Origin of the sequence: Thauera sp. 27, assembly GCF_000310125.2 — a bacterium.
GTDB classification, from domain to species: Bacteria; Pseudomonadota; Gammaproteobacteria; order Burkholderiales; family Rhodocyclaceae; genus Thauera; species Thauera mechernichensis.
Genome location: NZ_AMXB01000001.1, coordinates 155,014 through 176,762, shown reverse-complemented (window position 1 = coordinate 176,762; position 21,749 = coordinate 155,014). Strand labels below are relative to the sequence as shown.

Annotated in this window: 19 protein-coding genes; 6 read left to right on the top strand and 13 right to left on the bottom strand. The window is 65.1% G+C overall.

Going from position 1 to position 21,749, the window contains the following annotated elements:
• Positions 1-19: 19 nt before the first annotated feature.
• The 9 genes from ahbB (B447_RS00555) to B447_RS00515 all read right to left on the bottom strand — a co-directional run bounded on the left by ahbB (B447_RS00555) (position 20) and on the right by B447_RS00515 (position 7,756).
• Positions 20-583: a siroheme decarboxylase subunit beta gene (ahbB, locus tag B447_RS00555; RefSeq protein ID WP_002935594.1), complete on the bottom strand. Its 564-nt coding sequence runs from the start codon at positions 581-583 to the stop codon at positions 20-22.
• Positions 580-1,095 (bottom strand): Lrp/AsnC family transcriptional regulator, encoded by a 516-nt coding sequence (locus tag B447_RS00550; protein ID WP_002927204.1) that lies wholly within the window; start codon positions 1,093-1,095, stop codon positions 580-582. Before B447_RS00550 ends, ahbB (B447_RS00555) begins: the two co-directional genes overlap by 4 nt.
• The gene (ahbB, locus tag B447_RS00545; protein WP_002935593.1) at positions 1,088-2,143 is read right to left on the bottom strand and encodes a siroheme decarboxylase subunit beta; all 1,056 of its coding nucleotides are present in this window, start codon (positions 2,141-2,143) and stop codon (positions 1,088-1,090) included. Before ahbB (B447_RS00545) ends, B447_RS00550 begins: the two co-directional genes overlap by 8 nt.
• A complete protein-coding gene (locus B447_RS00540) occupies positions 2,143-3,351 on the bottom strand; it encodes a cytochrome D1 domain-containing protein (RefSeq protein ID WP_002927208.1) in 1,209 nt (402 codons plus the stop codon). Before B447_RS00540 ends, ahbB (B447_RS00545) begins: the two co-directional genes overlap by 1 nt.
• Positions 3,352-3,502: 151 nt before the next feature.
• The gene (locus B447_RS00535) at positions 3,503-3,886 is read right to left on the bottom strand and encodes a c-type cytochrome (RefSeq protein ID WP_002935592.1); all 384 of its coding nucleotides are present in this window, start codon (positions 3,884-3,886) and stop codon (positions 3,503-3,505) included.
• Between the two features lie 114 nt (positions 3,887-4,000).
• Positions 4,001-4,330: a cupredoxin domain-containing protein gene (locus tag B447_RS00530; RefSeq protein ID WP_002935591.1), complete on the bottom strand. Its 330-nt coding sequence runs from the start codon at positions 4,328-4,330 to the stop codon at positions 4,001-4,003.
• A gap of 144 nt (positions 4,331-4,474) precedes the next feature.
• Positions 4,475-5,353 (bottom strand): ethylbenzene dehydrogenase-related protein, encoded by an 879-nt coding sequence (locus B447_RS00525; RefSeq protein WP_002927213.1) that lies wholly within the window; start codon positions 5,351-5,353, stop codon positions 4,475-4,477.
• Between the two features lie 42 nt (positions 5,354-5,395).
• Positions 5,396-5,956 carry a NapC/NirT family cytochrome c gene (locus B447_RS00520; RefSeq protein ID WP_002927217.1) on the bottom strand — a complete coding sequence of 187 codons (561 nt, stop codon included), beginning with the start codon at positions 5,954-5,956 and terminating at the stop codon, positions 5,396-5,398.
• A 117-nt stretch (positions 5,957-6,073) separates the two neighbouring features.
• Complete coding sequence (locus B447_RS00515) at positions 6,074-7,756, bottom strand: nitrite reductase (RefSeq protein ID WP_002935589.1); 1,683 nt, start codon at positions 7,754-7,756, stop codon at positions 6,074-6,076.
• A gap of 267 nt (positions 7,757-8,023) precedes the next feature.
• Here B447_RS00515 and cobA point away from each other — a divergent pair, with 267 nt between their 5' ends.
• Together cobA and B447_RS00505 are read left to right on the top strand one after the other, a co-directional pair.
• Entirely contained in the window at positions 8,024-8,926 is a 903-nt protein-coding gene (cobA, locus tag B447_RS00510) for a uroporphyrinogen-III C-methyltransferase (RefSeq protein ID WP_002935588.1), read from the top strand.
• 85 nt (positions 8,927-9,011) lie between these two features.
• Entirely contained in the window at positions 9,012-10,454 is a 1,443-nt protein-coding gene (locus tag B447_RS00505; RefSeq protein ID WP_002935586.1) for a DUF294 nucleotidyltransferase-like domain-containing protein, read from the top strand.
• 9 nt (positions 10,455-10,463) lie between these two features.
• On the opposite strand, the gene B447_RS00500 is transcribed toward B447_RS00505, so the two are convergent.
• Both B447_RS00500 and B447_RS00495 read right to left on the bottom strand, forming a co-directional pair.
• Entirely contained in the window at positions 10,464-11,363 is a 900-nt protein-coding gene (locus B447_RS00500; protein ID WP_002935584.1) for a YihY/virulence factor BrkB family protein, read from the bottom strand.
• Positions 11,363-11,551: a hypothetical protein gene (locus B447_RS00495; protein ID WP_232431405.1), complete on the bottom strand. Its 189-nt coding sequence runs from the start codon at positions 11,549-11,551 to the stop codon at positions 11,363-11,365. Before B447_RS00495 ends, B447_RS00500 begins: the two co-directional genes overlap by 1 nt.
• A 54-nt stretch (positions 11,552-11,605) precedes the next feature.
• Between B447_RS00495 and B447_RS00490 the strand changes: the two genes are divergently transcribed.
• From B447_RS00490 to B447_RS00475, 4 genes are read left to right on the top strand one after another with little or no spacing between them, the layout of a single operon-like run.
• On the top strand, positions 11,606-12,031 hold the full coding sequence (locus B447_RS00490; protein WP_002935582.1) for a response regulator: 426 nt from the start codon (positions 11,606-11,608) through the stop codon (positions 12,029-12,031).
• A gap of 5 nt (positions 12,032-12,036) precedes the next feature.
• Positions 12,037-15,393 (top strand): EAL domain-containing protein, encoded by a 3,357-nt coding sequence (locus B447_RS00485; protein WP_232431409.1) that lies wholly within the window; start codon positions 12,037-12,039, stop codon positions 15,391-15,393.
• Positions 15,390-16,322 (top strand): ABC transporter substrate-binding protein, encoded by a 933-nt coding sequence (locus B447_RS00480; RefSeq protein WP_002927234.1) that lies wholly within the window; start codon positions 15,390-15,392, stop codon positions 16,320-16,322. Before B447_RS00485 ends, B447_RS00480 begins: the two co-directional genes overlap by 4 nt.
• A complete protein-coding gene (locus B447_RS00475) occupies positions 16,319-18,616 on the top strand; it encodes a PAS domain-containing protein (protein WP_002935580.1) in 2,298 nt (765 codons plus the stop codon). Before B447_RS00480 ends, B447_RS00475 begins: the two co-directional genes overlap by 4 nt.
• 22 nt (positions 18,617-18,638) lie before the next feature.
• On the opposite strand, the gene guaA is transcribed toward B447_RS00475, so the two are convergent.
• Entirely contained in the window at positions 18,639-20,204 is a 1,566-nt protein-coding gene (gene guaA / locus B447_RS00470) for a glutamine-hydrolyzing GMP synthase (protein WP_002927237.1), read from the bottom strand.
• 75 nt (positions 20,205-20,279) lie between these two features.
• Entirely contained in the window at positions 20,280-21,743 is a 1,464-nt protein-coding gene (gene guaB, locus B447_RS00465) for an IMP dehydrogenase (protein ID WP_002927238.1), read from the bottom strand.
• Positions 21,744-21,749 lie beyond the last annotated feature (6 nt).

Here is a 21,749-nt window from a genome sequence, read left to right as displayed (position 1 = left end):
GCGCCCTTCGGCGAGTTCCTCAAGCGCCGATGCGCAAGCCTGTTTTCTTCAGGATCCCGGCCGAAAACAGCACATCGCGGCTACGGCACACACCCGGGAAGTCACGCTCGATCGCCGCTGCGATCTCGCCAACGCGCTCGAGCGCTGCTTCGCGCGTCGCCGCATGCACCATCGCAAACAGGTTGTATGGCCAGTCCGGCAGGTGGCGCGGACGCCGATAGCAGTGGGTGACGAAGGGCAAGCCCCCGACCTGCTCGCCGACTGCATCGATGCATTTGTCATCGATATCCCAGACGCTCATGCCGTTTGCAGGGTAGCCGATGGCGTAATGGTTCGGGACCGCACCGATGCGCCTGATGCGACCATCGGCCAGCATGACCGCCAGGCGCTCACGCACCAACGCTTCGCTCGTGCCCAATTGCTCGGCGAGCAAGGCATAGGGGCGCGCGACCAAGGCCAGCCCACCCTGGGTAGCGAGGACGAGCCGACGGTCGAGGTCGGCAGCTGCCTGCACATCGCCCAGCTTGCCGCTCGGCACCCCGGCACCGCCCACCGCAAAATCAATCGGATCGCTCACCGTCACGCCTCCAGCTTCATCTCGACAAAGTACTCGCGCTCCTTGGGGAACAGGTGCACCGGCAAACCGGTCGCGGCTTCCATGCGCGCAGCACAGTCGGCGATGCCTCCCGGGGTCTCGGTCGCGAGCACGAACCACATGTTCAAGGCATGTTCACGGCGGTAGTTATGCGCCACTTCGGTAAAGGCATTGACGGCCTCGACAACCTCGCCCCAACGCGCCTCAGGCACGGCCATTGCGGCCAGGCAGAAAGCCCCGCCCATGCGCTCGATCTGGAACATGGGGCCGAAGCGTGTCAATACACGGTCGTCGAGCAGACTCTGCAGACGGGCAATGAGCGCCTCCTCGCTCAAGCCCACGGCATCGGCTACCTGCGCGAAGGGGCGCTCCACCAGCGGGAAGTCACCCTGCAAGGCATTGATCAGCCGGCGATCGACGTCGTCGGGCGCGCGGCGTGCGGCGATGCCCTGGCGTCCGGCGACCTTGCTGCCAGACGGGCGTTCTCGAGCTTCAGGCATGGGCAAGGGCTCCGGGGGAGAGATAGTGCGCACCGGTCTGCTTGAAGCGGCGGCAACTGAACAGGGTCGCGCTCGGATAGGCATCCAGGCCCAGGCGCTGTGCGAGGTCTGCACGCGCCGCCAGCACGTCCTCGCGGGCACTGCCATGGATCATGCAGAACAGGTTGTAGGGCCAGTCGGGCAAGGCCCGTCGGCGACGATAGCACAGCGTCACCGCATGCTCGCGTGCGAGGCTTCGCCCCAGCGCGGAAACGTCCTGCTCGGGGACATCCCAAACGCACATCGCATTGGCCTCCATGCCGAGCTCGTGGTGGCGCACCACCACACCAAAGCGCCGAATCAGGCCTTCACACACCCAACGCACGATGAACTCCAGCGTCATCGCCTCGCTCAGCCCGACCTTCTTGCCAAGGGACTCGAATGGACGGGCCTCCAGCGCCAGCCCCCCCTGCAAGGCAGTAACCAACTCGCGCTCGATGGCGGGCAGCGCGCAGGCAGTGTCGCCGTCGAGCACGATCGACGCGCGTTCGCGGCGACGCCCGGCCGGGCTGTTGCACGCGCCCTCGCCCGCCGGTTCGCGCAGATCGAAACCCAGGTCGATATGGAACTCTTCCTCCAAGGGCAACACGATCACCGCGCAGCCGGTATCACGCTCGAGGCCGGCCACGACCTGCTGCAGGCGCGCAGCGGACGACGCCGTCACCACGAACCAGAGGTTGTAACGATGCTCGCGCTGGTAGTTGTGGTTGATCGCCGCCTCGGCGCTGACACGCGCTGCAACCGCCTCGAGCCGCAAGGGCGGCACCGCCATCGCGGCCAGTGCGCTCGCGCCCAAGCGTCGGGGCGCAAACACGGCGCCAATGCGGCTCACCACGCCCTTGGTACGCAACTCACCGTAGGCATCGATCACATCCCCCTCGTCCATGCCGACGGCCGCAGCGATCCGTGCGAACGGCCGGCTCTCGAGCGGGAAGTCGCGCTGCCAGTCGTTGAGCAGGCGCAGTCCGATGTCGCCGACGCCCGCGGGCAGGCAAAGCTTGCGCGGCATCAGAACCCCGTGCGCGCCGCGCGCGTCGTGAAGAAAATGCCGCTAGGGCTCAACGAATCGAAGCCGCCGATGGGCGTCTTGGTGGCCGTGTCGTAGATCACCACGCGATTGTCATCGCGCGCGGACAGCCACACCTCGTGCCCTTTGGAGAGGAACTCCATATGAAGAATGCCGCGCCCGGGCTGGAGGGTATGGGTGACCTGGCCGCTGACGGTGTCGATCACCTGCACCCAGCCATTGTCGGGAAACGCGAAGTTGACCCAGATCTCGCGACCGTCGGGGCGTGCCATTGCGAACACCGGCTGGCTCTTGACCGGGATGCGCCCGACTTCCTGCCAGGTCGTGGTGTCGACCACCAGCACCTCATGACGCCCGATCGCCGGCAGGTAGGCACGCCCTCCGGCCACCGACCACCCACGCAGGTGCGGCATCTTGAAGACCGGCAGCGGCTGCTCACCCCGGCCATAGCCGTCGAGGATCTTGCTGCTGCCCTTGTCCAGGTTCCACAGATCGACCAAGGCCAGGCCGTCCTCCCCGAACAGGCCAGCGATGTAATGGCGGCCGTTGGGCGTCACCAGCGCATCGTAGGGCTGGTTACCACCCGCGAAGCGTTGCGTGACCGGATTGCGCGGATCGGCGAAGTCGGTGATGCGGATCTCTCCCGCCTCGAACAGCGCATAGATGAAGCGCTTGCCCGACAGGTCGGCAAGGCCCACCACCTTGGAGCGACGACCGTCCTCGGTGGTGGCTGGCACGTCGGCGACCAATTCGAGCGTATGTGCATCGAAGGCCTTGATCCCGCCAGGCTCATAGTTCTGCACCACCACGAGGCTGCCGTCGTGCGAGATCGAACCGCCGATGGCGTTGCCCGCCTGGACGACGCGGCCGGCGATCCTGGCCTCGAGCAGGTCGACCTTGGTCAGACCACCGTCGCGCCCGAAGACATACGCATAACGCGCATCGCGCGAGAACACCACCGAGGCGTGCGACAGGTCGCCAAGGCCTTCTACGGTGGCGAGTACGCTGCGCCCGCTTGTCTCGACGATCTTGACCCGTCCGTCCGCGCGCTCGATGACGACGCCGAGGTCGCCCGTGCCGCGCAGCGCAGCGGGCGGCGTCGACGCGCAGGCTGAAAGGAGGAACACCATTGCGGAGAGCACGACACCCCACAGGACGGGCGGTGCGAGGCGAGGTTTCTGCGATGACATGCGGACTCCGTCAATCAAGCTCGGGCGCGATACGCGAACGAGGGTGGAATTGGAATGTTGAGGAAGCTGGAGAAAACGAAATGGGCGAGCGGCCTTGAAGAACTGCCACGGCCGACTGACCAAGGCACTGCGCCGGCGCTCCGCGAGTGGATCAGTTCCGCGCCTGAACGGGCGGCAAACCGGTGTCAGGCGGGAATCCGCGCATCAACTGATCGACGATCCACTCGGCCTCGGACTCGGTCACGATGCCTCGGAACGGTGGCATGGGGGTGCCCGGGCGCCCGCCGATGATGGTGGCCACCATGCTCTCGGCAGGCTTGTCCGCCATGGCTTCGATCGTAAGTGCGGGCCCCAGCCCGCCATTGAGGGTCAGGCCATGACAGGACCCACAGTCCTGGCGGACGATGTGCACGAGTTCGCGGGCACGCTCGGCATCGGGCGGCGCCGGCTGAGACTCGTTGGCCGCAGCAAACGCGGAGACCAACGCGGCGCCGATGAACACGGCAACATGGGCGACAAGGGGCGGTAGTTTCATCTCGTTCTTCCGACGGTCGATCAGTCGGAAACAGGATGAACCTTCGCCCCTTCATTAACCTTGACTCGAATCAACCCCACGGAATGTGAGGTTGTCGTGTCCCTGCGGCGCGCCTCAGTCCTCGACGATGACCACGCCGAGCATCTCCGGGTGCGGCCCGCAGCGGTATTCGAAGCGCCCAGCCTGCTCGAAGCGGTGCGACCAGCGCTCCCCGGGGAAGAAGCGCTCGGACTCCTGGTTCGCAGCGATGAAGTACACCGAGTGGCTGACGCGCTTCTCCTGATTCACCCAGACCACGGTGTCGCCCGTCTTCACGCGCAACTCCATCGGCGTGAACGCGTAGCTCTCGATCAGGACTTCGTGCTCGGCTGCCATCGCCGGTGCCGAGATACCGACCGCAAACAGCACTGCGCCCGCCACCGCCCGCCATGAACGCATCATCATGATCACCACTCCTTGATCAAAAACCCGTGGCGGCAAGCGATGCGCGTCCGGGCTCACCAACAAACAGGCGGAAACCCGGGCACCCCCGGATTTCCGCCTGAGCCATGGCCGGTACTACCTCGGCGCAGTACCGAGGGTCGAGCCTTACTGCTTGGCCGCCTTCACATCGCCATCGGCATCCACACCCAGCTTGTAGCCGAGCGAGACGTGATGGTAGCGACCAGCCGAGTTGTCGTTGTGGATGGCAAAGCCGAAGTTGTAGCTCTTGCCGGACTCGAGCGTGACGTCGCCCTCGCCGCCCGCGAGCTTGCGGGTGAACACCACCGACCAGGTGTCGCCGTCCTGCTTGCCCTCGGCGCTCACCAGCGCCGTACCGCCTTCCATCACGCGGGTGTCGGCGACGTGGCCATTGAAGCCCTTGTTCTCGCCGCTGCGCCACTGGTAGAGGTCGTAGAACTTGCCTTCGGCAACCGAGCCACCCTTGACGTACTTCTTCTTGGCGTCATCCGCACCCGGCATGGTGCGCGAATCCTGGTGGCAGGTGGCCCAGCAGCCACTCTGGTCGGCAAGCTCGACCTTGCCACCCGACTCGAGCATGAAGGCGATCTTGACCGGGTTGGCCTCGTCCATCTTGGCCGCGCCGGAGGCGGCAGGCTGCTTCCAGGAGAAGCGCAGGTAGAGGTTCTCGCCGTCATGCGCAGCCTGGACCTTGACCGGGATGGCCGGCGCCTTGCCTGGGATGGGGTTCGGCTCGAGCTTCTGGCCGCTGGCGATCTTCTTGCCCATGTCGGCCGCTTCGTCGCTGTGACAATCGGCACAGGTTTCACCCTTGCGCAATGCACGGGCGCCACCGTGCTCGGTACCCTTCTGAATCCACTCCAGCGGTGACACGCCGGGGTAGAACAGGGTGATGTCCTTGGCCTCGACCTTGCCCCAGTCCGGTGCGGCGGCAAAGGCGCCGCCAGCGCCAAGGGCAAGGAGTGCGCCCACGGCGCCGGCAATCATCGTCTTCTTCATCGTCATTCCCTCACTGTGCTTGGGTTGGCCTGTGCTGCACGAGGAGGCTCACTCCTCGTCTTCCTCGGTCATGCCTTCGGGCTTGTGGTGCGCGATACCCTTGTGGCAGTCGATGCAGGTCATCTTGTCCTCGAGCGCCATCTCGTGCTGCTTGCGCGCACGCTGCTTCTGGGACTCCTTGTTCATGCTGTCGAAGCTGTGGCAGTTGCGGCATTCGCGCGAATCGTTTGCCTTCATGCGCGCCCATTCGCGGCGTGCCAGTTCCAGGCGCTTGGCCTCGAACTTCTCGCGGGTGTCGATGGTGCCGGTGATCTTGCCCCAGACTTCGCGCGAAGCCTGGATCTTGCGGATCATCTTGTAGGTCCAGTCCTTCGGCACGTGGCAATCGGAACATACGGCGCGCACGCCGGTCCGGTTGCTGTAGTGGATGGTCTCCTTGTACTCCATGTACACGTTGTCATGCATTTCGTGGCAGGAGATACAGAACTTCTCGGTGTTGGTGGCCTCCATGGCGGTGTTGAAGCCGCCCCAGAACAGGATGCCTACGACAATACCGACAGCGAGAAGACCGCCCAGCGACTTCTTCGAGGGGCGGCGCAGGCGGGCCATGAGGCCGCCGGATTGTTCTTGTTTGGTGTTGCTGTCTCGATCTGACATGGAGCTTTTACCCTTCGGACCCCCGCGCCGAAGCGCGGGGGGTTTTCAGGCTACGATCGAACCGGTCGATCAGTAGATGTCGAACTGCGTGTTATAGACGTTGAACTTGCCGGTCGGCGTCACCATCTCGGGCGAGGTGATGACCTTCTTCAGCTGGAGCGTCTTGTCGTCGTAGATCACGATGGCCGACTGGTCGGTCTTGCCGCCCCACAGCGAGATCCACACTTCGTCACCGGCCTCGTTGTACTCGGGGTGGGTGGCGCGACGGATCGCCTTGCTTTCCGGCAGGCCGGAATCCTTGGCGACGTCCAGACGCTTCGGCTCCTTCGACAGGTCGGTCAGGTCATACACGTACACCGATTCGGCGATCTCACGCTCCGGGTTCATCGGTGCGTCAGCCCACAGGTTCTTCGACTTCGGATGCGTCTTGACGAACAGGTTGCCAGCGCCCGGCATCTTGAGTTCCTGGACGACCTTCCAGTTGTGCTCCTTGAACTTGGCGAACTTCTTGTCGTCGTGCGCGGTCGAGATCAGCGAAACCACGTCGTCACCCAGGTGACCCGTTGCCCACACCGGACCGAACTGCGGATGCACGAAGTTGGCGCCACGACCCGGGTGCGGGATCTTCGCGGTATCAACCAGCGCGGCCAGCTTGCCATCCTTGGTATCAACCGCGGCCACCTTGTTGGAGGCGTTGGCAGCAACCAGGAAGTAGCGCTTGCTCATGTCCCAGCCGCCGTCGTGCAGGAACTTGGCGGAGTTGATCGTGGTGGTCTTCAGGTTGTTGATGTCGGTGTAGTCGACCAGCAGGATCATGCCGGTTTCCTTCACGTTCACAACCCACTCGGGCTTGATGTGCGAGGACACGATCGAAGCCACGCGCGGCTCGGGGTGGTAGTCGCCATCGACGGTCTGGCCGCGGGTCGAGACGATCTTGTACGGCTCAAGCGTCTCGCCGTCCATGATCGAGTACTGGGGCGGCCAGTAGGTACCGCCAATCAGGTACTTGTCCTCGTAGCCCTTGAACTTCGAGGTATCAACCGAGCGCGCGTCCGAACCGAGGCGGATGGTCGCCACGGTGGTCGGCTCTTCGAACCACATGTCGATGATGGTGGTCAGGCCGTCGCGACCAACCGTATACACATAGCGACCCGAGGCCGACAGGCGCGAGATGTGCACCGCGTAGCCGGTGTCGAGAATCTTCCAGATCTGGTGCGTGTCACCGTCGATCAGCGCCAGCTTGCCCGCGTCGCGCAGCGTGACTGCGAACACGTTCTTCAGGTTGATCTTGTTCATCTGCTTGGTCGGACGCTGATCAACCGGAACCAGAAGCTTCCAGCTGTCCTTCATGTCCTTGAGCGAGAACTCGGGCGGAATCGGCGGCTCGACCTGGATGTAGCGCGCCATCAGGTTGATTTCTTGCGGCGTGAGGATGTCGTCGTAGTTGACCATGCCGCCTTCGGTACCGTAGGCGATGATCTTCTCGAGACGGTCGGTGCCCAGCTTGAGGGTGCCGCCTTCCATCTTCGTGCCGTCGGGCATGGTCTTGCTCCAGGCCGGCTCGAGGTTCTTGCCGGTGGCGCCCTTGCGCAGCACGCCGTGGCAGCCGGCACAGCGCTCGAAGTAGATCAGCTTGCCCTGCTCCATTTCCTCGGCAGTCAGCTTGGGGGCTTCCTGCGCCCAGGCGCTGCTCATCGCCAGCGGCAGGATTGCCATGGCGAGCGTTTTACCGATCAAGCTCTTGTTTTGCATTTCCCTCTCCTTTACGACACGGGATGTGAAACAACACGGTGACGGCAGTATGGTTTTCGAGGCAGTTCGTGATCCTTGATGTGAATTAATTTTCCACATGAGGCGTAAGGATAAAGTTGCGACACGGTCGAAACCCTTCCTGTACAGGGGGTTTATGGCCCGAAGAAAGCCCGTTGCATGACACGGGCAGGTGCCCGGAAAGCCGCTCCGGCACCGATCTCGCAAGCACAGACTGCCCCTAATACACGCCTCGCCGGAGTCACAACCATGCATGCAGCTCACCACACTCCCACCGCCGCGCTGGCAAGCCGTCGCACGAGCCGCTCATCCCGGGCACCCGGCGACAACCCGGCACGAAGCCGCGGCGGCGACTCGTCGGGTGCGGCACCCGCATCCCTGGACCAGGCGCCACCGGCAGTCGGCAAGGTGCATCTGGTGGGCGCAGGTCCCGGCGACCCCGAGCTGCTCACGCTCCGGGCTGCCCGCCTGATCGCCAACGCCAAGGCGGTCGTATATGACCACCTCGTCGGCGACGCCATCGTGGCCCTCATCCCGCCTACGGCACGCCGTGTCTATGCCGGGAAGGAAGCCGGCAACCATGCACTGCCGCAGCATGCAATCAACCAGTTGCTCGTCGACCTGGCACGCGAGGGCCTGGACGTCGTGCGTCTCAAAGGAGGAGACCCCTTCATCTTCGGTCGCGGCGGCGAGGAGATGCAGGCGGTACAGGCGGCCGGAATCCGCTGCGAGATCGTGCCTGGAATCACCGCGGCGGCAGGTGCGGCATCCTGTACGGGGATTCCTCTTACCCACCGTGAACACGCCCAGACCCTGGTGTTCGCGACCGGCCACCTCAAGGACGGCACGGTCGATCTCGACTGGCCGGCGCTTGCGCGCCCGCGTCAGACCCTGGTGATCTACATGGGGCTGGGCGCGCTCGAGGCGATCTGCACACAACTGATTGCCCACGGGCTGCCGGCAACGACACCCGCCGCGGTGATCCACGCCGCCACCACCCCAGCCCAGTGCGGGGTGCATAGCACCCTTGCCGACCTGCCCAATGACGTTCGCGAGCGCGGCATTCGCGCGCCGGCACTGATCATGGTCGGCGAGGTCATCTCCATCGACCCGGGCATGCTGCTCACCCAGACGCTTGCAACCACCGCCTGATACAAGCACAAGCGCGGCGGGGTCTCCATGATGCGGGTGGGGTTATAATGACAACCCCATCGACTGCAATCAGGACCGCCCGCGCATGGCCGAAGAAAACCAGTTTTTCCGTCCGATCAGGGATTTCTGCCAGCGCAACGTGGTGACCTGTGCCGCGGCCGACGGCGTCGTCGATGTCGTCGCGCGCATGCGCGAGCGCAATATCTCGAGTGTCGTCGTCGTCGGCGATGGCCGCCCGCTGGGCATCCTGACCGACCGCGACCTGCGCAACAAGGTTGTCGCCCAGGGGCGCGACCCCAATACGCTCCACGTTGCCGACATCATGAATGCCCCGCTGGCGGTAATCGGCGAGGACGACGTGCTGTACGAAGCGCTCTACCGCATGTCGAGGCTGAAGATCCACCGCCTGGTGGTGGTGACACCCGGGGGCGAGCTGGCAGGCATCATCACCGACACCGATATCCTCCGCCTTCAGGCGCACTCGCCGCACCAACTGGTGCTGGACATCGAAAAAGCGGACTCGATCGACAGCCTGCGCCTGCTGCACGAACGCATCCAGAAGCTGGTCGTACACCTGTCCGGCACCGGGATTCCGATCCGCGACATGGTCAAGCTGATCGCGAACCTCAACGACCAGGTGCTGATCCGCCTGATCCACCTGCTGCGCGGCACCCGCTTCCCCGACCTCACCGAGGACTTCGCCTTCGTCGTGATGGGCTCCGAAGGCCGTAGCGAGCAGACCCTGTCGACCGACCAGGACAACGCAATCATCTACGACGACGGCCTGGATCCGGCGCAGGTCGCTCGTCTGGAAGCGTTTTCGCACGAGCTCATCGACGCCCTCATTTCGATCGGCGTCCCGCCTTGCTCGGGCGGCATCATGGCGCGCAACCCCGCCTGGCGGCGCAGCCTAGGGGCTTGGAAGCAAGAGCTCAACCGCTGGCTGTCCACCCCGACACCCGAGAACGTGATGACCGGCAGCATGTTCATGGACCTGCGCGCGCTGTACGGCCGCGCCGACCTGGTCGAGGCCTTGCGCCAGCATGCCTTCCGTCACATGAGCAACGACCAGGGCTTCCTGATGCGCATGGCGCAGAACATGACGAACTTCCTGCCTCCACTAGGCTGGTTCGGCCGCATCAAGGTCGAGAAGTCCGGACCGTATAGCGGCAAAGTGGACGTCAAGAAGGCCGGCATCTTCGCCATCACGGACGGCATCAAGGCGCTCGCCATCGAGGCGCGCAAGCTGGATGGCAGCACCCACGACCGCATGGAGGCGCTGGTCGCCGGGGGCGCGCTCAAGGAAGACGCCGCCGCGGACCTGCGCGCGGCCTTCGACTTCCTCGTGCTGATGCGCCTGCGCGGCCATGTCGATGCACTGCGCCAGGGCGTCGAGCCAAGCAACTACATCGCGCTCGACCAGCTCAACGCGATGGAGCAAGGCGAGTTCCGCCTCGCGCTCGAGGGCGTTGCAAAGTTTCAGGCCTTCATCAAGCACCACTTCAAGCTGCATCTGCTGCGGCACTGAGGAGCGTCCTCAGTCCTCCACGAGCTGCCTGTGCACACAGACGGCCGAAGCGCGCGGACGTACGATACGTCCGCGCGCTTCGACATGTGCCCGTGTGAAAGCCGCTCCCAGCAACAGGATCAGCGCCGAATAGTTCACCCATAGCAGCAGCATCACCAAGGACCCCGCCGCACCATAGGTGGAGGCAGTCGCCGTCGTGGCCAGATACAGCGCGATCAGCGAACGCCCGACCGCAAACAGCAGCGCGGTTGCGAAAGCGCCGAGGAGCACGTCGCGCCACAACAGCACGACGTCGGGCAAGACCCTGAAGATGGTGGCGAACAGCAAGGTGATGACCACCAGGGAGACGGCCCAGTCCATGCCCAGCACGAGCGCGGCAGGTACCGGCAGCCAGTCCTGTGCGAAAGCGATCAGCGCACGCACGAGGACGCTGGCCGTAAGCGACACGAGCAGCACGAAGCCGATGCCCAGCACCACGGCCAGCGACAGCAGGCGTGTCTTGACGTAGATGAACACGCTGTTGCGCGTCGGCCTTGGCGCCACCCCCCAGATCGCATTGAGCGACGTCTGCATCTGCGAAAAAACCGTGGTCGCGCCAAACAGGATGGCGGCAAAGCCGGCCACCGAGGGCAGCAGGCCGCTCTGCTCGATACGGCTGTTGCTCACCGCCGACTGTATCGCCGAGGCGGCCTGGGCGCCGATGGCAGCCTCGAGTTGCGCCGCCACCTCGCCTTGCGCTGCGCTCTCACCAAGCACCAGTCCGACAATGGTGACCGCGATGATCACCACCGGCGCAATCGAGAACAGCGTGAAGAAGGCCAGCGCGGCGGCATGAACGAACACCTGTGCGTCAAGCCACAGTCGCACCGTACTGCGCATCACGCCGATCCAGTATGCCAGGCCCGGCATCACCCCTTGCCTCCGCCCGCAAGGAGAACGAGACTCAAGGTATCGAAGATCGGGCCAGCGCCGAAGCGGGCGAGACGCAGCATGGAAGGATGGGCATGAATGTTCATGCGCGAAAGATAACCGATGACGCGGCGCCGGGGCACCATGCAGCCGGCCGCCCTGTCTATAATCGCCTGCATCACGCCCACGTCATGCACCGCGAGGACCGTGTGGAGACCGCACAAGAGGGGAGACAGCAAACGATGACTTCGGAATTTCCGCCCATCCTGCTCGTGGAGGACAGCCCGATCGATGTCGACCTGACGTTGCGGGCGTTCGCTCGGCGCAAGCTCGCCAACACCGTGCTTGTCGCCCGCGACGGCGAGGAAGCGCTCGAATGGATCCCGCGCTGGCTGGCAGGCGAGCAGAAGCCGGCAGTGATCCTGCTCGATCTCAACATGCCGCGCGTGGATGGCCTTACCGTGCTCAAGGAGATCAAGGCGCATTCGACGCTGCAGCGTATCCCGGTCGTCATCCTCACCACCTCGCGCGAGGACCGCGACCTCACCGCCGCCTACGCACTGGGCGCCAACTCCTACATCGTCAAGCCGGTCGATTTCGGCAACTTCATGGAGGTTGCGCAGCAGATCGAGCTGTACTGGTGCGTCCTCAACGAACGACCAAAGTGATCGACATGCGGGTGCTCTACATCGAGGACTCCAGTGCGGATGCCGACCTGGCCCGCCGCGTGCTCGCACGCTCGGCGCCCCAGGTCGAACTGACCCACGCCGACACATTGGCACGCGGGTACGAATACCTGGCCGAATCGGAGCCGTTCGACCTCGTCCTCTGCGACCTCGCCCTCCCCGACGGCTCCGGCCTGGAAGTGCTTTCACACGTGCGTGAGAACGGCTTGCCGATCGCGGTCGTCATGCTGACCGGCTCGGGCGATCAGGATTCGGCGGTTGCCGCCCTCAAGGCGGGTGCCGACGACTACCTCGTCAAACGCAACGACTATCTCGACCACCTTGCTGACAGCATCGATGCGGCCCTCGCCCGTCGCCGCGGCGCGGCGGACCGGCAAGGGCGCGGGCTGCGCGTGCTCTATGTCGAACACAACGGCTTCGATGCCGACCTGCTCGCCCGCCATCTTGCCGAGCACGCACCCCACATCCGGCTGACGGTATCGAGCACGGCGGACGAAGCCCTCGATCTGCTGCCGGCGGGGCCGAACGAATCCACGGCGTTCGACGTCATCCTTACCGACTACCGGCTACCGGGCATGGACGGGCTCGAGCTCGTACGCACCCTGCGCAGAGTCCGGCGGCTCGACCTCCCGATCGTGCTCATAACCGGCCAGGGCAGTGAAGACCTCGCTGCCAAAGCCCTCGGCATGGGCATAGACGACTACCTCGCCAAGCATGAAGGCTACCTGTTCGAGGTGGCGGCCATCCTGGAGAAGGTGCAGCGCCAGGCCGAACTCAAGCGCGAGCGCGAAACCCTGCGCGCAACCAGCGACCGCCTCAGCCGGTTGATCGATGCCAGCCCGACGATCCTCTACAGCCTGTCGCTTGACGCGGGTGTTCCGCGTGCGACCTGGGTCAGCGAGAACATCACCCGCCACTTGGGTTATACCGTCAGCGAGGCGCTGCAGCCCGGATGGTGGGCGAGCAAGCTGCATGCAGACGACCGCGCTGCCGCAATTGCCCGCTCGGCCTCACTGTCCGCCATCGAGAGCCTGGTGCACGAGTACCGGTTCGCCGACGCCCACGGCCAGACACGCTGGATCCGCGACCAGTTGCGGCTCGTACGTGCGGCCGACGGTCAGCCGCAGGAGGCTGTCGGCGTCTGGCTGGACGTAACCACCGAAAAACGCGACGAGGTCCTGCAACGCGCACGCGTCGCCGTGCTCGACGAGGTCCTCTCCGGGCGCGCACTCGCGGACATCCTCGCCGACCTGGCTCGCCGCCTCGAAGAGCTCGACCAGGACATGCTGGTGTCGATCCTGCTGATCGACACCGACGGCAAGCTCCACACCGCCGCAGCGCCCTCGCTGCCGGCAGACTACAACGCAGCAGTCGATGGCCTGACGCCTGGCGAAGGCCACGGCTCCTGCGGCACCGCGGCCTGGCTGGGCAAGCCGGTGATCGTCAGCGAGATAGAGCACCACCCTTACTGGCAGCCCTATCTCGCAATTGCACGCAAGGCGGGCCTGGCCGCCTGCTGGTCGATACCGCTCAAGGACGACACCGGCAGGGTGATCGGCACCTTCGGCATCTACCACCGCAGGCCGCGCGCGCCGGGGGCTGCCGAACTCGCGCTGATGGAAGAGTTCGGCCGTCTGACGTCGCTGGCGATCATCAAGGTCAGGGACCGCGAGGCGCTCAAGCAGGCTGCTGCGGTTTTTTCTGCCACCCGCGACGGCGTTTTCATCACCGACCTGCAACCCCGCATCGTCGCAGTCAACCGCGCATTCTCGGAGATCACCGGTTACGCAGAGACAGAGGCCCTGGGCCGCAACCCATCGATGCTGCAGTCCGGGCGCCACGAGCGCAGCTTTTTCCAGTCCTTGTGGAAGACGCTCGGCGAAACCGGCCACTGGCACGGCGAGGTCTGGAACCGGCGCAAGAGTGGCGAAATCTACCCGCAGTGGCTGTCGATCAGCACCGTCAAGGACGACAAGGGCGAGCCGCATCGTTACGTGGGCGTGTTCACCGACATCGGCGAGCTGAAATCCTTCGAAGCGCGGCTCGAGCATCTCGCACACCATGACCCGCTTACCGAGCTGCCCAACCGACTGCTGATGCAGTCACGGCTGCAGAACGCCATCGATCGTGCCGAACGACACGGCAACAAGGTCGCCGTGCTCTACCTCGACCTTGACCGTTTCAAGACCGTCAATGACAGCCTCGGCCACCCGGTCGGTGACGAACTGCTGGTGCAGTTGACCCAACGCCTGTCGAGCCGGCTGCGCGACGAAGACACCCTTGCACGCCTCGGTGGCGACGAATTCCTGCTCCTGGTCGAATCCGTGACCCAGCCCGGCCACGCAGTCGCCGTTGCGCAATCGCTCATCGAACTGCTCCACACCCCCTTCGCACTGCCATCGGGCCATGAGGTGTTCATCGGCCTTAGCATCGGCATCAGCCTTTACCCGGACGACGCCCTGACCGCAACCGAGCTCGTCCAGCATGCGGATGCGGCGATGTATCTGGCCAAGCAGCAGGGGCGCAACACCTACCGCTTCCACACCCACGCACTGACCCGCGCTGCGGCCGAACGCCTGTCGCTCGAAACACGGCTGCGCCATGGGCTGGACCGCGGCGAGTTCCTGCTCCACTACCAACCGCTCGTCGACGCGACGACAGGCAAGGCGCTGGGCGTCGAGGCACTGGTACGCTGGCAGCCCCCGGGGGAGGATCTGGTGCCCCCAGGGCGCTTCATCCCGCTTACCGAAGAGACCGGCCTCATCGTTCGACTCGGTGCCTTCGTGTTGCGGGCGGCCTGCGTGCAGGCCCAGGCGTGGCGTGAGCAGGGCCTGGCGCTCGGCACGGTGGCGGTGAACCTATCCGCTCGCCAGTTCATGGACGACGGCCTGGTCGAGGAAGTGAAGACTGCACTGGCGATCTCCGGCCTGCCCCCGCACTGCCTCGAACTCGAACTCACCGAGAGCCTGCTCATGGAGCAAGCCCCGCGCACGATTGCAACGCTCAGCGCACTGAAACAGTTGGGCTTGCGCCTGGCGATCGATGACTTCGGCACCGGCTATTCATCGCTCGCCTATATCAAGCGCTTTTCCATCGACAAACTGAAGATCGATCAGAGCTTCGTCCGCAGCCTCGAGCGCTCGGCCGACGACAAGGCCATCGTCGCCACCATCGTCGCCATGGCACGTACGCTACGCCTGGAGGTACTGGCCGAGGGCGTGGAGACGGACGCACAAGCGAGCATCCTCGCCTCGCTCGGCTGCGTCGAACATCAAGGCTACCTCTACGCACGCCCGCTACCGCCAGCCGAACTCGAGACATGGCTGCGGAGCCATGGCCGATGACCACACGCCTGCTGCTTGCCCTGCTCGTCTCCGTGCTCGCCCTGGCGTGCGCGAAAGTACCCGAGCCGCCCCTCCGCGTGGCCGTCAATCCCTGGGTCGGCTACGACCCACTGGTGCTCGCCCGCGAGCGCGGGCTGATCGACCCGGCCACGCTTCAGGTCATCGAACTGCCATCGGCAACCGAATGCAAGCGCGCCCTGCGCAACGGGCTCGCCGACGCCGCCGCACTGACCCTGGACGAAGCACTGCGCCTGGCCGACGAAGGCACGGAACTTCGCATCGTCACCCTGCTGAGCGACTCCAGAGGCGCCGACGCCGTGCTCGCACGCCCCGGCATCTCGAGCCTGGCGGAACTCCGCGGCAAACGTATCGCCCTCGAAGAAAGCGCGCTTGGCAGCCTGATGCTGGCACGCTTGCTGACCGCTGCGGGTCTCACGCGAGATGACGTTCACACCGTGCACGGCGAAGCCTCGCAACACGCCGCCATGGTGCAGGACGGCGGGGCAGACGTGGTCATCACCTTCGAACCCATCAGGAGCCAATTGCTTGCCGCAGGCTTGAGGGTGATCTTCGACAGCGCCGAGCTGCCGGGAGAAATCGTGGACGTGCTCGTCGTCCGCGCAGACCTCGTCGAACATCGCGTTCAGCAACTACGGGCCGCCTGGCGGACCGGGCTGGCCGCTCTCGAGGCCGACCTGCCCGCAGCGGCCGCCCTACTCTCTCCCGCCGCGGACCTGACGGTCGAACAATACCTCGCCACCTTGGACGGGCTCCGCTTCATTCCTGCCGCCGAGAGCGCTCAGCGACTGGACGCCGAAGCGCTCGCACTGTCTGCAGGCCCGCTTGCAGGCCATCTTCAAGGGCTTGGCCTGCTCCAGCGCCCGCCCGACTGGGTGGCCCTGACCACTGACACCGGAGCCGCACGGTGAGGATCGGCAACCCCCTGCTCGCATTCCCCGCCCGACTGGTTCTGCCTATCGTGCTGTCCCTGCTTGCCGTCATCGCGCTGGGCATACTCTATTGGGTGCAGATGGGCGTCCTGGAAAGAGAGGTCGAGCACGCCGAGCGCCTGCGCCTTGCCGAACGCCTGACCCTGGAACAGACCAGGCTGGAGAGCCAGTCCGAACATGGAACGCCGCTGCAGATCCGCCGACTCGTGAGCAGCCTTGCACTGCACCGTGGTCTGAGCCACGCCTGGCTGGTCGACGCCAACGGACAGATTCGCGCCAGCCTGAGCAGATCGGAGCTCGGGCAGCCGATGCTCGCGCATCTGCCTCTGCTGGCACCTGAAACGCGTCTTGCCGTCGCCAAGGCGCTTGCACGACGTACCCCCCAGGCCAGCATCCAGCGCCTGGAAGCCGAACAAGCCTTACTGGGCGTGGTCGCCGTCGGCCCGAGCGACACCCTCATCGTGCGCGTGGACCTTGCGCAGCCACTGGCAAGCCGTCTCGAAGCGAGCCGCCTCGATTTCATCGCCGGTGCGGCGGCATGGCTCGCCTTCGCCCTGCTCGCCGGCCTGATCACCCATCTGCTCTGGTTCCGTCGCGCCGCCCTCCTCACCCGCACCGCAGCCACGCTTGCCACCGGCGACCTCTCAGCGCGCACCCGCCTGCAGGGCGCAGACGAACTCGCGAACGTCGGTGCTGCGCTCGACGCCATGGCCGAACGGCTCGAGGCTCAGCACCTCCAGTTGCACCGCCTCGGCACGATCATCGACCACTCCCCGGTCATTGCCATCTCATGGGCAAATGCGCCGGGCTGGCCCGCCACCTTCGTGAGCAGCAACATTCGGCGCTGGGGCTACAAGCCTGAAGACTTCACCGCCGGCACACTGCACTACAGCACACTGATTCACGCCGACGATCTACCCAGGATCACTGACGACGTCGCCAGCCACTTCGCACACGGCCCGGACGCCTATACCCAGAATTACCGGCTGCGCATGGCCAACGGCCAGTGGATACACATCGAGGACCACACCTGGCTTACCCGCGACGCCAACGGCGAAGTCGTCCGCATCCAGGGCATGTTGCTCGACGTCAGCGCACGCGCAGCGCTTGCCGAGGCCCTGCATGACAACGAACAGCGCCTGCGCCTGGCCCTCGCGGCTGCCAACCAGGGGCTGTACGACCTCGATCTGCGTACGGGCCACGCCCAGGTAAGCCCGGAGTACGCCACGATGATGGGCTACGATCCGGCTACCTTCGTCGAGACCAACGCCGCCTGGCGGGCGCGGCTCCACCCGGACGATGCGGAAAGGGTGTTCAGGACTTTCGAGGACTACGTCGCCGGTCGCCTGCCCGAGTACCGCGTCGAGTTCCGCCAGCGCACCCGTGACGGACGCTGGAAGTGGATCCTCTCGCTGGGCCGTATCGAGCAATGGTCGGCCGACGGTACGCCGCTGCGCCTGCTGGGCACCCATACCGACATCGATGCAATCAAGGCGGCGGAGGCTGCACTGCGCGAAGCCAATGCCTCGCTCGAAGCCCGTGTCGCCGAACGTACGGCCGAACTGCAGGCACTCAACCAGTCGCTCGAGAGCTTCGTCTATTCGGTTTCGCACGACCTGAAGGCGCCCCTTCGCGGTGTGGAGGGCTACAGCAGACTGCTCGAAGAAGACTACGCCACGCGCCTCGATGACGAGGGGCAACTCTTCATCACCAACATCCGCAGCGGCGTGACCCGCATGGGCGAGCTCATCGACGACCTGCTCGAGTACTCGCGCATGGAGCGCCGCAGCTTGAACCTCGGTACGCTCGACCCAGCGGAGCTCGTGCGCCAACTGCTCGCGGCACGCCGGGACGAATTCGACACGAAGGGCATCCATGTGCACACCGCAATGCCCGCGCTCGAGGTCATCGCAGACCCCAACGGCCTGGGCATGGCGCTGCGCAACCTGCTGGAGAACGCCGTCAAGTTCAGCCGCAACGTGCCCGAACCGCGCATCGACATCGGTGCCCGGAGCGAAGACGGCATGGCCGTCATGTGGGTGCGCGACAACGGTATCGGCTTCGACATGAAGTACCACGACCGCATCTTCGAAATCTTCCAGCGCCTGCACCGCGTCGAAGACTATCCCGGCACCGGCATCGGCCTCGCCCTGGTACGCAAGGCCATGCAACGCATGAACGGCCGCGCCTGGGCCGACAGCAGCCCGGGCGCAGGCGCCACGTTCTACCTCGCGCTTCCTCTTGCCCCGACGCCGACAAGCGCCGAGGCCTGATCGGCTGGGGTAAGGGCCAGGATCACTCCCACTCGATCGTCGCCGGCGGCTTGCCGGAAATGTCGTACACCACCCGGTTGATGCCACGCACTTCATTGATGATGCGGTTGCTGACCTTGCCGAGCAGGCTGTGCGGCAGCTCCGCCCAGTGCGCGGTCATGAAGTCCTGGGTCTGCACCGCACGCAGCGCCACCACGTACTCGTAGGTACGGCCGTCGCCCATCACGCCCACGCTCTTGACCGGCAGGAACACCGCGAAGGCCTGGCTGGTCTTGTCGTACCAGTCGGCGGCGCGCAGCTCGTCGATGAAGATCGCATCGGCGCGGCGCAGCAGGTCGGCATACTCCTGCTTCACCTCGCCGAGGATGCGCACACCCAGGCCCGGTCCCGGGAAGGGGTGGCGATAGACCATGTCGTGCGGCAGGCCGAGCGCCACGCCGAGCTCGCGCACCTCGTCCTTGAACAGGTCGCGCAGCGGCTCGAGCAGCTTCAGGCCGAGGGTTTCGGGCAGGCCGCCGACGTTGTGGTGGCTCTTGATCGTGTGCGCCTTCTTGCTCTTGGCACCACCCGACTCGATCACGTCGGGGTAGATCGTGCCTTGCGCAAGCCACTTGGCGTTGGGGAGCTTCCCGGCTTCGACCTGGAAGACTTCGACGAACTCGCGGCCGATGATCTTGCGCTTCTGCTCAGGGTCGGTAACGCCCTTCAGGTGGCCCATGAACTGCTCGGTGGCATCGACATGCACGACCTTGGCGTGCAGGCGGCCGGCGAACATCTCCATGACCAGCTTGCCTTCGTTCAGGCGCAGCAGGCCGTGGTCGACGAACACGCAGGTGAGCTGGTCGCCGATTGCGCGATGAATCAGCGCCGCCGCCACGGACGAATCAACGCCACCCGACAGGCCAAGGATGACCTCCTCGTCGCCGACCTGATCGCGGATCTTCTGCACCGCCTCGGCGATGTAGTCGGGCATGTTCCAGTCGTGACCGCACCCGCAGATGTCGTGCACGAAGCGCGCGATCATCTCCTTGCCCTTGATCGTGTGCGTGACCTCGGGGTGGAACTGCACGCCGTAGAAGCCGCGCGCTTCGTCCGCCATTGCCGCGATCGGGGTCGATTCGTTGCTGCCGATAACCTTGAACCCGGGCGGCAGTTCGGTGACCTTGTCGCCGTGGCTCATCCACACGTCGAGCAGGCCATGGCCCTCCGCATTGGTCCGGTCCTCGATGCCCTCGAACAGCTTCGAGTGACCGCGCGCGCGCATTTCGGCATAGCCGAACTCGCGCTTGCTCGAGCTCTCGACCTTGCCACCGAGCTGGCTGGCCATGGTCTGCATGCCGTAGCAGATGCCGAGCACCGGGACGCCGAGCTCGAACACGGCCTGCGGCGCCCGCCAGTCCTCGGCTTCGTACACCGAGTTCGGGCCGCCGGACAGGATCACGCCCTGGGCGCCGAAGTTGCGCACGAATTCGTCCGATACATCGAAGGGGTGGAGTTCGCAGTACACCTGCTGCTCGCGCACACGGCGGGCGATGAGCTGGGAAACCTGGGAACCGAAGTCGAGGATGAGGATTTTCTGGTGAGCCATGGGCGCGAGCGTCTCTAGCGTCGTGAAAAAAGTAAAGGCGGCCTTGCAGCCGCCCGGGGTTTCGCAACCGCCAGATCAGCTGATCTGGTAGTTGGGCGCTTCCTTGGTGATCTGGACATCATGGACATGCGATTCGCGCATACCCGCCGAGCTGATCTGCACGAACTGCGCGCGCTCATGCATGCTGGCAATGTCGGCGCAACCCAGATAACCCATGGACGCACGCAGGCCACCGATGAGCTGGTGGATCACCGCGCCCACGGCACCCTTGTAGGGCACGCGACCCTCGATGCCCTCAGGCACGAGCTTGTCGATGTTGCCCGAGTTCTCATCCTGGAAATAGCGATCCGCCGCCCCCTTCTCCATCGCCCCGAGCGAACCCATGCCGCGATAGGATTTGTAGGAACGCCCCTGGAACAGCACCGTCTCACCCGGCGCCTCCTCGGTACCTGCGAACAGCCCCCCCAGCATGACGACATTGGCGCCGGCAGCGATGGCCTTGGCGATGTCGCCCGAAAAGCGGATGCCGCCATCTGCGATCATCGGTACGCCAGTGCCGGCAAGCGCATTGGCGACATTGTCGACCGCCGTGATCTGCGGCACGCCGACCCCTGCGACGATACGCGTGGTGCAGATGGAGCCGGGGCCGATGCCCACCTTGACGCCGTCGGCGCCGGCATCGACGAGCGCACGCGCGGCATCGGCCGTGGCGATGTTGCCACCAACGACTTCGATCTGCGGGAAGTGCTTCTTGACCCAATTCACGCGGTCGAGCACGCCTTGGGAATGGCCATGGGCAGTATCGACCACGATCATGTCCACACCGGCCTCGGCCAGGCGCTCGGCGCGTTCCTCGGTGCCTGCCCCCACACCGATGGCGGCAGCGACGCGCAGGCGCCCTTGCTCGTCCTTGGCTGCGAACGGGTGCTCGGTGGACTTCATCATGTCCTTGACCGTGATGAGGCCGCTGAGCTCACCGGCATCGTTGAGCACCAGCACGCGCTCGAGGCGATGCACGCGCAGCAGTTCGCGTGCCTCTTCGAGACTGGCCCCCTCGCGGACGGTGACAAGCCTGTCCTGCGGGGTCATGATCTCGGAGACAAGCGCATCGAGCTTGGTTTCGAAGCGGGTGTCGCGGTTGGTGACGATACCGACCACCTTACCGGCCTGGACGACGGGCACACCCGAAAAACGGTGCTGGCGTTGCAGCGCGATGACCTCGCCGACGGTCATGGTCGGCCCAATGGTGATCGGATCCTTGAGGATGCCGGACTCGTGGCGCTTGACCTTGTGCACCTCGGCCGCCTGCTCGGCAGGGGTGAGGTTCTTGTGCACCACGCCGATGCCGCCTTCCTGCGCCAGCGCGATCGCCAGGCGACTCTCGGTGACGGTGTCCATGGCTGCGGACACGAGCGGAATGTTGAGGCGGATACGGCGCGTAACCTGGCTCTGCAGGCTCACGTCGCGCGGGAGGACCGTGGAGTGGGCGGGAACGAGAAGGACGTCATCGAAGGTCAGCGCCTTCTGAATCACTCGCATGGCTTT